At 76.2% G+C, this 13,166-nt stretch carries 11 protein-coding genes; 3 read left to right on the forward strand and 8 right to left on the reverse strand.

All coding sequences use genetic code 11. The annotated features are described in order from the left end of the window. Positions 1 to 9: 9 nt before the first annotated feature. From ACYVGT_RS17720 to zwf, 7 genes are all read right to left on the reverse strand, one after another. Positions 10 to 714: a sensor domain-containing protein gene (locus ACYVGT_RS17720; protein ID WP_460859706.1), complete on the reverse strand. Its 705-nt coding sequence runs from the start codon at positions 712 to 714 to the stop codon at positions 10 to 12. A gap of 558 nt (positions 715 to 1,272) precedes the next feature. Next, positions 1,273 to 1,758, reverse strand: a complete 486-nt coding sequence (locus tag ACYVGT_RS17725; RefSeq protein WP_460859709.1) for an SRPBCC family protein — start codon at positions 1,756 to 1,758, stop codon at positions 1,273 to 1,275. Positions 1,759 to 1,888: 130 nt separating this feature from the next. Beyond that, positions 1,889 to 2,260: an ArsR/SmtB family transcription factor gene (locus ACYVGT_RS17730; protein ID WP_460859711.1), complete on the reverse strand. Its 372-nt coding sequence runs from the start codon at positions 2,258 to 2,260 to the stop codon at positions 1,889 to 1,891. 106 nt (positions 2,261 to 2,366) lie between these two features. Further along, positions 2,367 to 3,008 carry a bifunctional 4-hydroxy-2-oxoglutarate aldolase/2-dehydro-3-deoxy-phosphogluconate aldolase gene (gene eda, locus ACYVGT_RS17735; protein WP_460859714.1) on the reverse strand — a complete coding sequence of 214 codons (642 nt, stop codon included), beginning with the start codon at positions 3,006 to 3,008 and terminating at the stop codon, positions 2,367 to 2,369. 150 nt (positions 3,009 to 3,158) lie between these two features. Continuing rightward, a complete protein-coding gene (gene glk, locus ACYVGT_RS17740) occupies positions 3,159 to 4,154 on the reverse strand; it encodes a glucokinase (protein ID WP_460859759.1) in 996 nt (331 codons plus the stop codon). 5 nt (positions 4,155 to 4,159) lie between these two features. After that, on the reverse strand, positions 4,160 to 6,016 hold the full coding sequence (gene edd, locus ACYVGT_RS17745; protein ID WP_460859716.1) for a phosphogluconate dehydratase: 1,857 nt from the start codon (positions 6,014 to 6,016) through the stop codon (positions 4,160 to 4,162). A gap of 120 nt (positions 6,017 to 6,136) precedes the next feature. After that, positions 6,137 to 7,609, reverse strand: a complete 1,473-nt coding sequence (gene zwf / locus ACYVGT_RS17750) for a glucose-6-phosphate dehydrogenase (protein WP_460859719.1) — start codon at positions 7,607 to 7,609, stop codon at positions 6,137 to 6,139. Between the two features lie 151 nt (positions 7,610 to 7,760). Between zwf and ACYVGT_RS17755 the strand changes: the two genes are divergently transcribed. Further along, on the forward strand, positions 7,761 to 8,963 hold the full coding sequence (locus ACYVGT_RS17755) for an ROK family transcriptional regulator (RefSeq protein WP_460859720.1): 1,203 nt from the start codon (positions 7,761 to 7,763) through the stop codon (positions 8,961 to 8,963). A 407-nt stretch (positions 8,964 to 9,370) separates the two neighbouring features. Next, positions 9,371 to 9,739 carry a VOC family protein gene (locus tag ACYVGT_RS17760; RefSeq protein ID WP_460859722.1) on the forward strand — a complete coding sequence of 123 codons (369 nt, stop codon included), beginning with the start codon at positions 9,371 to 9,373 and terminating at the stop codon, positions 9,737 to 9,739. Between the two features lie 137 nt (positions 9,740 to 9,876). On the opposite strand, the gene ACYVGT_RS17765 is transcribed toward ACYVGT_RS17760, so the two are convergent. Next, the gene (locus ACYVGT_RS17765) at positions 9,877 to 10,917 is read right to left on the reverse strand and encodes a M14 family zinc carboxypeptidase (protein ID WP_460859724.1); all 1,041 of its coding nucleotides are present in this window, start codon (positions 10,915 to 10,917) and stop codon (positions 9,877 to 9,879) included. A gap of 183 nt (positions 10,918 to 11,100) precedes the next feature. Between ACYVGT_RS17765 and ACYVGT_RS17770 the strand changes: the two genes are divergently transcribed. Then, positions 11,101 to 13,092 carry an AMP-binding protein gene (locus ACYVGT_RS17770; protein ID WP_460859727.1) on the forward strand — a complete coding sequence of 664 codons (1,992 nt, stop codon included), beginning with the start codon at positions 11,101 to 11,103 and terminating at the stop codon, positions 13,090 to 13,092. Positions 13,093 to 13,166 lie beyond the last annotated feature (74 nt).

The raw sequence follows: 13,166 nt of genomic DNA on the forward strand, positions 1-13,166 counted from the left end.
GCGGCCGGATCAGACGCCGGACCCGCTCGGAGTCCGCTGCCTGCCCAGCGGGGCGGCCGGCGGCACGGGCGCGGACGCGGGCGGGGGGTAGGGAGCCGCGGGGGAAGAAGCGGGAGCCGTGAGGAAGGCAGCGGCCAGGGACGCGTTGGTCAGCGCCGCGAAGCGCAGCACCGCCGGCAGCGTCAGGGCGAACAGCACGCCGGCCGCAGTGTGCAGTGCGACGTCGGCGGCCAGCCCCGGACCGAGTCCGATCAGCTCGGGGAGGGATTCCCCCTGCAGGCCGTGCAGGATCCATCCGTAGAGCGGGTAGGAGAGGCCGGCGACGGTCCCCGCCCACCACGTCACGGCAATGCAGAACGCGGCCACGGCGAGGGGGAAGCGCAGCAGCCCGAAGCCGAGGTCCATCCAGCTCTGCCCGCAGGTCACCGGGTGCACCGCCCGGCGGAACCAGCCGGACTCCGCCGGCACCGGCCGGTAGCGGGGCTCGGGCGCCTCCCGATCCAGCACGGACGGGAGCAGGATCCGCTCCGCGGTCGCGAGGCCGCGGGCGATGAGCAGCCCGACCGCCAGGACGAACACCCCGGCGACCAGGGGGGCGGTCGCGACTCCCGCGGCGAAGAACGGAACGAGCAGGCAGAACGAGATGACGGCGGTCGGGAAGGCGATGGCGATGTAGCGCGTGTCGGCGCCGATGCGCCGCAGGATGGTCGGCATGCTCCGACGCTACGGAGCCCGGTCCCGCCGTTCACGCCCCTCCGCTCGCGTCTGCGGGGTGGTGCCCGCTCCACCACCGCCGGGTGCGCACGCCCGCTGGGCGCCGGCGGCGGGCCGGTGCCGGCCCGGTCTGCAGTGCGGTTCGGAGCGGGGGAGACCCCGTCCCCCGTGCCCGCCCAGCGCTCGCGGCCGCGGCCGGCGGCAGGGCCGGGGTAGCGCTGCGCCGGCCCGTGCGCCTCAGCGGCGGACGGCTGGCCGGCGTGCCGCACAGGGGCCGGTTGGATCGGCGCGGCCTGGCGGAGGAGCCGGGCAGCGGGCGCCCTGCCTTCCCCGGCGCCCGGGACCGCTCCGGCTCCGCCGTGCCTCGCGCTGCGGACCCCGCCGGCGGGCGGTGGCGGAGGCGGTGCCCCGGTGCCCGGTCTCCGGGCGCGGGCGCCGCCTCCGCCGGACCGGTGGGGTGCCGGGCCCGCGTTCGCACGCGGGCGGTGCCTGTCACCAGCGGCGCGTACACGTGCCGGGCCCGGGCGCTGTGCGGTCCAGCGCCCGGGCCCGCGGTGCTCAGAGGCTCTGGGCGAGGGCTTCCAGCCGGTCGAGGCCGTCGACGGTGCCCTCCTCCATCCCCTCGGCGAGCATGCCGTCGCGGTCCTCCACGGACTGGAAGACCGAGGTGGAGGTGTAGCGCGTCCGACCGGAGCCGAGGTCCTCCAGCACGACCGTCTCCAGCAGGACGTGCCCCGGCATGCCCTCGAACTCGAACGTCTGCACGACCCGTTCCGGGGCGGCGACCTCGTGGTAGACGCCGCGGAAGGCGTACTCGCCGCTGCCGTCCTTCTGCACGAACCGCCAGTCGCCGCCGGGGCGCACGTCGGCGCGGTCCACCGTGGTCTCGAACCCGGCGGGGCCCCACCACTGCGGGATGAACTGCGGCTCCGTCATCGCGCGGAAGACCTTCTCGCGCGGTGCGTCGTAGTCACGGGTGACGGTGATGGCATGGCTGCCGTCCTCGACGGTGAAGTCGGTCGCACCCACGGTCCTGGTGGCCATAGTCAGCATTCCCTCCGGCGCCGCAGTGGCGCCTGTCCGGGCGGTGCGGCACCTCGGGTGCCCTCCGCCGCGTCTTCGTGCGGCGCGATCTGCGCCGCACCCTGCGGTGCTGCCTGCGAAGCCGCTCGCGCTAGCCGCCGGCGCCGCCGGTGCCGCCGGTGCCGCCGGGCGGGTCCGCCGGATCGGTGATCGTGCGGATGACCTCCTCCAGGCGGTCCAGCCGGTCGGCCTGCGCCCGCGCGTAGCGGCCGATCCAGTCCGCGGCGTCGTCCAGGGGCGCCGTTTCGAGCCGGCAGGGCCGCCACTGGGCATCGCGCCCGCGGACCACCAGGCCGGCCCGCTCCAGCACCTTCAGGTGCTTGGACACGGACTGAAGGCTGACGGGGAAGGGCTCGGCCAGCTCGTTGACCGTTGCCTCGCCCTCCGCCAGCCGGGCCAGCAGGGCCCGGCGGGTGGGGTCGGCGAGCGCTCCGAACGTGGTGCTGAGCCGATCGTCGGCCATTCGTATTCAACTTCCTGGTTGTTCAACCTCGTGGTTGAATATGCCGCTGAGAGGGGCCCCTGTCAACCTCCCGGGAGTAAAAACCGGGCGAGACAGGGGCGTCCGGCTACGGCCGCAGCTGCGCGGCCTCCCGCGCCAGCGCGGTGATGCGGGTCCAGTCGCCGGCCGCCACCGCCTCACCCGGTGCCAGCCACGTTCCGCCGACGCAGCCCACGTTGGGCAGCGCCAGGTAGTCGGCGGCGCTGTCCACCGTGATGCCGCCGGTCGGGCAGAACCGCGCCTGCGGTAGCGGTCCGGCCAGCGACTTCAGGTAGGCGCGCCCGCCGGCCGCCTCGGCGGGGAAGAACTTCATGGCGGTGGTGCCCTCCTCCAGCAGCGCCATGGCCTCCGACACCGTCGACACGCCCGGCAGCGCCGGCACCCCCGTGTCGGCCACCGCCTGGCGCAGCTGCGCGGTCGAACCCGGGCTGACCAGGAACGCCGCGCCGGCCGCGGCCGCAGCGCGGGCCTGCTCCGGCGCGGTCACGGTGCCGGCGCCCACGACCGCCTCGGGCACCTCGGCTGCGATGCGCTCGATCGCCGGCAGGCCCGCCGGGGTCCGCAGCGTCACCTCGATGGCGGGCAGCCCGCCGGCGGCCAGCGCCCGCGCCAGCGGCACCGCGGCCGCGGCGTCGTCCAGCACCACCACGGGCAGGACGGGCGCGAGGTCGAGCAGCGCATCGGCGGTGCGCGGAGGTGCGGGGGTCATTCGTGCTCCCAGTACTGGTCGGGGCGGGTAGCTGTGCAGGGGGTGCGGTGCGGGCGGGGCGGGTTCAGGCGCGCTTCCAGCGCGGGCCGCAGTGCGGGCTGGAGTGCGGGCTGGAGTGCGGGCTGGAGGCGCGGCGCGGGGGCGCCGGGCTCACTCGTGCTCCCACATCTGGTCCAGGCGGGCGGCAGCGCCCAGCAGCGCCGGGTTGTCGGCGACGATGAGGACGGTGGCGATGTTCTTCAGGTAGTCGGTCATCCGGCCCTTGGCCTCGAACCGCAGCCGGAAGCGGCCCTCGCGCAGGACGTTGGGGATGCGGGGCAGGACACCGCCGCCGAGGAACACGCCGCCGGTGGCGCCCAGTGTGAGCGCGACGTTGCCGGCGAAGCCGCCGAGCAGCGCCGCGAACACCTCCAGGGTCTCCCGGGCGAGCGGGTCGGCCTGGTCGGGGTGGATGCCGGCGTTGGTGATCTCGCTCGGCGACAGGTCGGGGGCCTGCGTTCCGAGGATCTCGCCGAGCGCCCGGTGCAGCCGCGGCAGGCCGGGCCCGCTGAGCAGCGCCTCGGCGCTGACCCGGCCCCGCTCGGCGGTGATCACCCGCACCACCTCGGCCTCCAGGTCCTCCACGGCGGGCGCGTCGACATGCCCGCCCTCGCCGGGCAGCGGCAGCCAGCCGCCCGCCGGCAGCGGCACCAGGCCGGCGACGCCGAGCCCGGTCCCCGGCCCCAGCACCGCCATCGGCGCCGCCGGATCGGTGCCGGGGCCGCCGATCGGCAGCAGGTCGGTGTCGCCGAGCGCCGGCAGCGACTGGGCGAGCGCGGCGAAGTCGTTGACCACTTCGAGGTGGTCCAGGTCCAGCGCCGCGCGGTCGCCGTCGACGGAGAAGTCCCAGCCCACGTTGGTCAGCTTGATCCGGTCCTCGAGTACCGGCCCGGCCACCGCGACGCACGCGGCGGACGGCTCCGGGCGCCCGGCGATGCCGTCCAGGTAGGCGCCGGCCGCGGAGGCGAGCCCGCCGTGCAGGCCGCTGGGCACCTTGCCCACGTGCGCGGGCCGCCCGCCCGGCGCCTGCACCAGCCCGAACCGGGCGTTGGTCCCGCCGATGTCGCCGACGAGCCAGGGGCGCTCGGGGGTGGGGGCCGTCTGCACACGTGTCACCGGAGTCCTCCAAAGACGCTGGCACCGCGCTCGGCCGGGCCGACCGAAGCGCGGAAGGCTGCGAACAGCTCGCGTCCGGTGCCCGCGGAGGAGTCCACCGCGGGGGACGCCGGCGCGCGCTCCGCCAGCCCGTCGGCGAGCACCTCCAGTCTGCCGGATCCGGAGTCCAGCCGTACGGTGTCGCCGTCGGCGACACGCGCCAGCGGCCCGCCCGCGGCCGCCTCCGGCGACACGTGGATCGCCGCCGGCACCTTCCCCGAGGCACCGGACATGCGGCCGTCGGTGACCAGCGCGACGGAGAAGCCGCGGTCCTGCAGCACGCCCAGCGCCGGGGTGAGCTTGTGCAGCTCCGGCATGCCGTTGGCGGCCGGCCCCTGGAACCGCACCACGGCGACCACGTCCCGGTCCAGCTCGCCGGCGGCGAACGCCTCCTGCAGCGCGGCCTGGGAGTCGAACACGCGGGCGGGCGCCTCCACCACCCGGTGCTCGGGAGCGACGGCCGACACCTTGACCACCGCGCGGCCCAGGTTCCCGGTTAGCATCCGCAGGCCGCCGTCGGCGGAGAACGGCGCGTCGGCGGTGCGCAGCACCGATCGGTCGCCCGACTCCGCGGGCGCCGCCGTCCACTCCGGCCGGCCGCTCTGGGCCAGGTGCGGGATGCTGCGGTACCGGTCCAGGCCCGGGCCGAGGAGGGTGCCGACGTCGGGGTGCAGCAGCCCGGCGTCGAGCAGCGCGCCGATAAGCACCGCGGTGCCGCCGGCCTCGTGGAACTGGTTCACGTCGGCCGACCCGTTCGGGTACATCCGGGTCAGCAGCGGCACCGTTTCGGACAGGGCGGCGAAGTCCTCCCACTCCAGCCGGATCCCGGCCGCCTCGGCGATGGCGACCAGGTGCAGCGTGTGGTTGGTCGATCCGCCGGTGGCCAGCAGCGCGACCACCGCGTTGGCGATGGCGCGCTCGTCGACCTGCTCACCCAGCGGCGGAGCGGCCTCCGCGGTCCGGTCCTCCCCGGAGTCCGGGCGCGCCGCGGCCACGACGCGGCGGGCCGCCTCCTCGGTCAGTGCGCGCCGCAGCGGCGTGCCCGGCGGCTCGAAGCTCGCGCCCGGCAGGTGCAGGCCCATCGTCTCGATCAGGAGCTGGTTGGAGTTGGCGGTGCCGTAGAACGTGCAGGTCCCGGGCGCGTGGTAGGCCGCAGATTCGGCCTGGAGCAGCTCGGTGCGGTCGGCCTTGCCTTCGGCGTGCAGCTGGCGGACGCGCGCCTTGTCCTTGTTCGGCAGGCCCGAGGGCATCGGTCCGGCGGGCACGAAGGCGACCGGCAGGTGGCCGAAGCTCAGTGCGCCGATGAGCAGGCCCGGCACGATCTTGTCGCACACGCCGAGCATCAGCGCGCCGTCGAACATGTCGTGCGACAGCGCGATCGCCGTGGACATCGCGATGACGTCGCGGCTGAACAGGGACAGCTCCATCCCGTCGCGGCCCTGGGTGATGCCGTCGCACATCGCCGGCACCCCGCCGGCGAACTGCGCCACGCCGCCCGCCTCGGCGGCGGCCCGCTTGATGATCCGCGGGTAGCCGCCGAGCGGCTGGTGGGCGGAGAGCAGGTCGTTGTAGGCGGAGACGACGGCGATGCCGGGTGCGGCCGCTCCGGACAGCGCCATCTTGTCGCCGGGCCCGCAGGCCGCCATGCCGTGGGCGAGGTTGGCGCAGCCCAGCGCGCCGCGGGCGGGTCCGCGCTCGGCGGCGGAGCGGATACGCGCCAGGTAGGCGGCGCGGGTCTCGGCGCTGCGCTCGCGGATGCGGGCGGTGACCTCGGCGAGGCGGGGGTGGAGCGGGGCGGGCGCGGAAGGGGGCATGGTCGGGCTCCTCGGTGGGGTGCGGTGGTGCAGCAGAGGAAGGGGCGGGGGATGCGGGCGGAGCCGGGCCGCGCGCAAGGGCACGGCGGGGCCGTACCGAGGTTCCGTGCGGCCGGCGGGTCAGGTGTTCCAGGTGCGGCCGGTGCGCGCGAGCAGCGCGGCGGCCCCCGCGGGTCCTGCGGATCCGGCCGGGTAGGGCTCGGGGGCGGTTCCCTCCACCGCGGCGATCACCGGGTCCGTCCAGGCCCAGGCGGCGTCGATCTCGTCGCGGCGCACGAACAGGGTGGGGTCGCCGGCGAGCACGTCGCGCAGCAGCCGCTCGTAGGCGTCGGGCGAGCGCACCGCGAAGCTGTCCGCCAGGCTGAGCTCGAGCGGCGCCGGCCGCAGCAGCAGCGGTCCGGCGCCCGGTTCCTTGGCCAGCAGGTGCAGGTGGACGGTCTCCTCCGGCTGCAGCCGGATCACGAGCCGGTTGGGGGCGGCCGGCTGGCCGGGGAAGACGGCGTTCTGCACCGGGCGGAACTGCACCGCGATCTCGGAGAAGGAGCGGCCGAGCCGCTTGCCGGTGCGCAGGTAGAAGGGGACGCCCGCCCAGCGCGGGGTGTCGACGCGTGCCTCCAGCGCCGCGTAGGTCTCGGTGCTGCTCGGCCCCTGTGCGCCGGGCTCGTCCGCGTAGCCGGGGACCGGGCGCCCGTTGACCGTGCCCGCGGTGTACTGGCCGCGGACGGCGGCCCGGCGCGCGGCCGCGCCCTCCAACGGGGCGAGCGCGGAGAGCACGGCGACCTTGGCGTCGCGCACCGCGTCCCGGTCGAAGGCGGCGGGCGGCTCCATCGCCGTCAGGCAGAGCAGCTGCAGCAGGTGGTTCTGGACCATGTCGCGCAGCGCGCCGTAGGAGTCGTAGTAGCCGCGCCGCGCCCCGACGCCCACCGTCTCGGCCGCGGTGATCTGCACGTGGTCGATCCACTGCCGGTTCCACAGCGGTTCCAGGAACATGTTGGCGAACCGCAGCGCCAGGAGGTTCTGCACGGCCTCCTTGCCCAGGTAGTGGTCGATCCGGAACACCGAATCCTCGGGGAAGACGGCGCCCACGGCCTCGTTCGCGGCCCGCGCCGAGCGTCCGTCGCGGCCCAGCGGCTTCTCCAGCACGACCCGCGCGCCCTCGGCCAGGCCGTGCGCGGCGAGCTCGGTGCAGACCCGGCCGAACAGCATCGCCGGCAGGGCCAGGTAGAAGACCCGGTCGCGTGCGCCGGAGGGGCCGAGGAGGCCGGCCAGCTGCTCCCAGCCGCCGCCCGGCTGGTCCAGGTCGAGGGCGACGTGGTGCAGCCGCGCGGCGAACCGGCGCAGCAGCGCGGGCGAACCGGTGCCGGCGCGCAGCACCGCCGGGCTGTCCCGCACCGCCTCGCCGGCCTTGTCGCGGAAGCCGGCGTCGTCCAACCCGTCCCGGGACACCGCGATGATGCGCGTGCCCTCCGCCAGCCCGCCCTCGGCCTCGCGCAGAAACAGCGCGGGAAGCAGCTTGCGCAGGGCGAGGTCGCCTGTTCCGCCGAAGACGACCAGGTCGGCCGGCGGGGAGGGCGGGACGGGGGCGGGCGGCATGCGGCGGCCTTTCTCGTCGGGCGCAGGGCAGGGGCGCGGGGCGGCGCGTCCCGACTTAAGTAATCAAGATGAACCTACTTATGTAGGTATCTTTACATAAGTGGGGTGGAGGTGGGAACACCGGGATGGCGGGCAGTGGTTGAATTGCTCCGTGTCCCGCCACGCTGCACCGCCCGCCGCTGCCACGAGCAGCGGCCACGTGCTGCGTCTGATCCGCTCCGGGGCGGCGCGCACCCGCGGCGAGATCGCACGCGCCACCGGCCTGTCCCGGCCCTCGGTCGCCGCCCGCGTCGCCGCGCTCACCGCCCTCGGCCTGGTCGACGACGCCGACAGCGGCCCCTCCCGCGGCGGCCGCCCGCCGGGCCTGCTCGCCTTCAACGCCGCCGAGGGGGTCGTACTCAGCGCCGCGCTCGGGATCTCCCGCAGCCAGGCCGCGGTCTGCGACCTGGACGGCGCGGTCCTCGCGCGCACCGAGGGGGCGCCCGAGGTGGCGGGCGGCCCGGACAGCGCGCTGCAGTGGCTGCTGGCCGAATGGGAGCGGCTGCTGGGCAGCGTGTGCCGGTCCGGCGCCGACGTGCGCGGTGCCGGAGTGGGGCTGCCCGGCACGGTCCGCTTCGCGCCCGGCCGCGCTGACGCTCCGCCACTGCTGCACGGCTGGAACGGCGTCGACATCGGACCGCAGATCGCCGAGCGCTTCGGGGTGCCGGCACGGGTGGACACCGACGTCGCCGCCATGGCGCTGGGCTCGCACGCCGCCGACTATCCCGAGGCGGGCGACCTCGTCTTCGTCAAAGCCTCCACCGGCGTCGGCGCCGGCCTCATCGCCGGCGGGCGGCCGGTGCGCGGCGCACTCGGCGCCGCCGGCGACATCGGGCACACCCCGGTCGCCGACGGGCCCGGCGTGCCCTGCCGGTGCGGCGGCACCGACTGCCTGGAAGCAGTGATGGGCGGTCCGGCCCTGGTCGAGCAGTTCGCCGCGGCCGGGCGGGAGGCCGCCGACGTCCGCGCGCTCGCGCTGCTCGCGGCCGGCGGCGACGCCGACGCCGTCGCGCTGGTCCGGGAGGCCGGACGCCGGCTCGGCGGTGTGCTGGCTGGTGCCGTCAACCTCCTCAACCCGGGGATGATCGTGCTCGGCGGGCACCTCGGCACTGCCTTCGACCCGCTGGCCGCCGGCGTCCGGGAGAGCGTCTACGCCCGCGCTACCGCCATGGCCACCCGCCAGCTCGCCATCGCGCCGAACCGGTCCGGCGGCGACGCGGGCCTGCGCGGCGCGGCGGCCCTGGTGCTGGAGCAGGTGCTCGCGCCGGAGGCCGTCGACGCCCGCATCGCCGCCCACGCCTCCGCGCAGCGGTAAGGGGCGGACGGGGTTCCACTCCCTCCGGCGGCGCGCGCTGGTCCCGGTCGAGCACCGGCACGAGCGGCCGCCTGGGCCGGCAGGCCCGCGACCACCCGCGCTGCGGATCGGATCCCGGCAGTCCGCGGCGGTTTCCGGCCAGCGGGTTGTGCCCCCTGCCCGGGCCGCGCCCCGGCCCGAACGCCCCGGCGGACTGCACCGGAGCGGAGGCGGGCAGGGGAGGCCGGCCGCGGCGCCGCCGCGCAGGCGCACCCGCCCCCGTGCCTCCTCCGGGGCGGGACCGCTGCTTCCTCCGGGTGCACCCGGTCCGGGGGCGGAACCGGAGGGATGCGGACGCGCTCCGTCCGCGATTGCTGCGAGGTCGCTGCGCTCCGGACCGCCCGGGGCCGGCAGATCAAGGAGCGGCAATGCTGCGCGGACTGGCGCACCTGGCCCTGTGGGCCGACGATGTTGCGGCGGCGAAGGAGTGGTACACCGGGGTGCTCGGCGTGCCGCCCTACTTCGAGCGCACCGGGCCCGACGGGGCGCTCGCCTACATCGAGTTCCGGATCGGCGACCACCCCGACGAGCTGGCGGTGATCTCCACTGAGTTCCGTCCGGGCGGCCCCACGCCGGCGGGCGGGGGAGCAGTCGCCTCATGGACGTCGACGATGCGCGAGCGGAGCATGCCCGGCTGCTCGACGCGGGGGCGACCGTGTTCGAACCGCCGATCGACCGGGAGGCCGGGTTCGTCAGCTCCTCAGTGGTGGACCCGTTCGGCAACATCCTGGGGGTGATGGAGAACCCCCACTACGCCGAACGGCTGGCGGAGCTCCGCGGCGCGGCGGAGGCGCCCCGAGGAGCCCCGGCGCCGGCGGGGGCGCCCGCGCCGAGCGCGGACGCCCCGCTGGCCGGGCCCCGATGCCCGGCCGGATCAGTCGAGGTCGTCGCCGCCCTCGACGAGGGCGCGCACGCCGGCGTCGGGGATCGGATCCCCGCGCTCGGGCAGCCGTTCGGCGTCGCCGGGGTCCACCTCGGTGAGGGATCCGTCGGCGGCCGAGCGCAGCGTGGCGTCCATGGAGGCGTAGGCCGAGGAGATCTGCTCCTGCTCCCAGTCCGGCCCGGTCGCGCTCAGTTCCACGAGCACGCTGCCGCTGCCGAGCAGGCCGTAGCCGTTGCGGGCGATCCCCTCGTAGCCGCCGCCCGGGTACAGGCTGGTGTGGGCCTCGCCGTAGGAGCCGTCGATGGCCTCCGCGGAGACCGCAGTGGCCTGCTTGGACAGCGTCTCGACCGCGGGGTCGGTGTCCGCCGCGGTCGGCCACAGCACCGAGGCGGTGATCTCGCGGCCGTCGCCGTCGGTATAGCGGCCCTGCATGTGGTAGTCGACGACCAGCGCCGGGTCGGCCGCCTCGTAGAGGCGGCGGATCGCGGCGGCCTCCGGCACCGGGTTGTCCTCCGGTGCCACCGCGGGGTCGTGGTAGCGGTTCGGGTCGTAGCCCACCCCGGGCTCGCCGTACTCCGGGTCGGCCTCCGGGTCGTGGTTGTAGCGCTGGTCGAGTGCGGAGCCGTCCGGGTTGGCGCGCACCACCACATCCAGCGTGACCTGCTGCAGCAGCTCGCGGTCGGCGGCGCTGCGGCTGGTGCCGAGGTCCTCCAGGAACTCCAGGGCGGCGGGCGTGCCCAGCGGCTCGTTGCCGTGCTGCTGGGTCACGTACAGCAGGCGCAGCGGGCCCTCGCCCACCGACGCCGCATAGATCGGCCGGTCCTGGTTGGTGGTGCCGATGGAGTCGACCGCCACGGCGCCGCGGCTCTTCTTCTCGATCACGTGCAGGCGCTGGGCGAGCTCGCGGTTGGAAGGGTCGGGGTCGACGGGCGGGCGCCCGTCGGCGAGGGCCGGGGAGGCGGTGAGAGGGGCGAGAGCAGCTAGAGCGGCGGTGACGGTGACAGCGGGGAGATAACGCCACGTGTGTCTCATGAGTCGGCATTGTGCAGTATGTAGTCATACCTGCACAAGGAGGCAACGCCGTCCGGTCCTTGTGGACTCCTTGAACTGCGCTGATCACCCGCGGTTGCGCAATTCCGGTGCGGGTTGACGGGGGGTGCGGGCGGCGGCACAGTGGGCTCGATCCGAGACGCGGGCGACTGGAAGGGGCGGCGCATGGCGCGGAGCGGTGCCGGAGACGGCCGGGAGCCCGCTGCCCCGCGGAACCTGGCCGAGGTCTGCTATCGGGCCGCCGAGGAGCGGCCCGGCGCCGAGGTCGCCGCCCGCCGCACCGGCGACGGCTGGGAGCCGGTCTCCGCAGCGCGGATGCTCGGCGACGTCACCGCCGTCGCCAAGGGCCTCATCGGCGCCGGGGTGGGCGCCGGCGACCGGGTCGTGGTCGCCGCCGACGCCCGCTACGAGCACCTCGTCGTCCACTACGCCGTCTGGGCTGTGCGCGCCGTGCTGGTCGCCCTGCCCGACACCTGCGCCGAAGCCCGGTTCCTGCACGTGCTGCGGGACTGCCGCCCCGCCGCCGTCGTCCTGCAGGACGGCCGCCGCGCCGCGGCAGCCGCGCGGGCCGCCCGCGAGCTCCCCGACCTCGGCCGCGTCGTGCGGCTGGACGGCCCGGACGGCACCGATGCCCTCACCCGCCCCGGCGCCTACATGGAGCCCTCCGCCGTCCGGCAGCGCCTGGAGGAGACGACGCCGGCCGATCCGGCCGTGCTGTGCTACCCGATCAGCACCGATGTGCGCCCCCGCGGCGCCGTCCTCGGCCACGGCAACCGGATCGCGGCCGCCAGCGCCGCCGCGCGCCGCTTCGCACCCGCCCTGGACGCCGCGGCGCGCTCCGCCGGAGCCCTGGTCCGCGCTCCGCTCGCCGACGCGTTCGGCCAGGCCGCCGTGGCCGCCTGCCTGCAGGCCCAGGTGCGGGTCGCCCTCGCCGACCCGCGCACCCCGCTGGTGGAGGAGGCCCGCGCGCTGAAGCCCGCCGCCATCGTCACTGGCGCCGGATCGCTCGCGGCGCTGTACCGGTCCGAGGAGCGCCGCGCCTACAGCGGCGGCTGGGAGACCAACAGCTCCTTCGGCGCCGCAGTGCACCTGGCCACCGAGTACGACAGGACCGGCCGCCGCGGCGCCTGGAAGCGCGTCTCGATGGCCATGTACGACAGCGCCTACGCCCGCTTCCGCGACGGCCTCGGCGGCCGCGTGCAACTGCTGGTCGCCACCGGCGGCCCCACCGCCGAGCTGGACCACTTCTACAACGGCGCCGGCATCCCGCTGGTGCGGGTCTTCGGAGTGCCCGAGAGCGGCGGCGCCGCCACCGCGAGCGCGCCCGGCGACCGGCGCGCCGGTACCGAGGGCCGGGCGCTGGACGGCACCGAGGTCGCACTCAGCCAGGGCGGCGAGGTCCTGGTGCGCGGCCCCGGCGTCTTCGCGGGCTACTGGAACGACCCCGATGCGAGCCGCTCCGCGTTCGCCGGCGGCTGGCTGGCCACCGGGCACGAGGGCGTGCTCGACGACGAGGGCCGTCTGGAGGTCACCGGCCGGATCCGGCCGCAGGCGTGCACCGGCCCGGTCCGGGTGGCCGCGCCGCAGCCGCCACCCGCGCACCCGGCTGCCCCGGGCCTGCCGCAGCAGTCCGCACCCCGCCAGTCCCGGCCGCAGAGCACCGGCGGGCCGAACCCGCCCGCACGGCACGACCGCCCGCAGGCGCCGCCCCCCGCCGAGCGGCGCCCCTCGGCCGACGAACTCGTCGCCGGCCTGGAGGCGCGGATCCGCTCCCACCCGCTGATCAGCCAGGTCGCCGTGGTCGGCCGCGGCCGCCCCTACTGCACGGCGCTCATCACCCTGGCCGCCGAACAGCTGGAGCACTGGCGGCTGGTGCGCAGCCGGCCGCTGTCGCACACCCCCGCCGAGATCGCCGCTGACCCGGAGGTGCAGCGCGAGATCGAGCACGCGGTGGGCGAGGCGAACGTGTCGATGCCGGCGCCGCTGGCGGTACGCGCCTTCCACGTGCTGCCCGAGGAGTTCACCGTCCAGAGCGGCCTGCTGCTGCCGGACGGCACGGTCCGCCGCGACGCCGTGCTGCGCGCCTTCGCCGACGAGATCGAGGGCCTGTACAGCGCCGCCCGCCCCGCGTCCGACGCCGGCCTGAAGCACCCCTGACCCGACTCGCCTCCGGGCCCCGGCGACGGGCGCTTTGGGGCGCGCTTGACTGTCGGCGGAAGCGGTTCCGGGTA

Source organism: Nocardiopsis coralliicola (assembly GCF_054779695.1).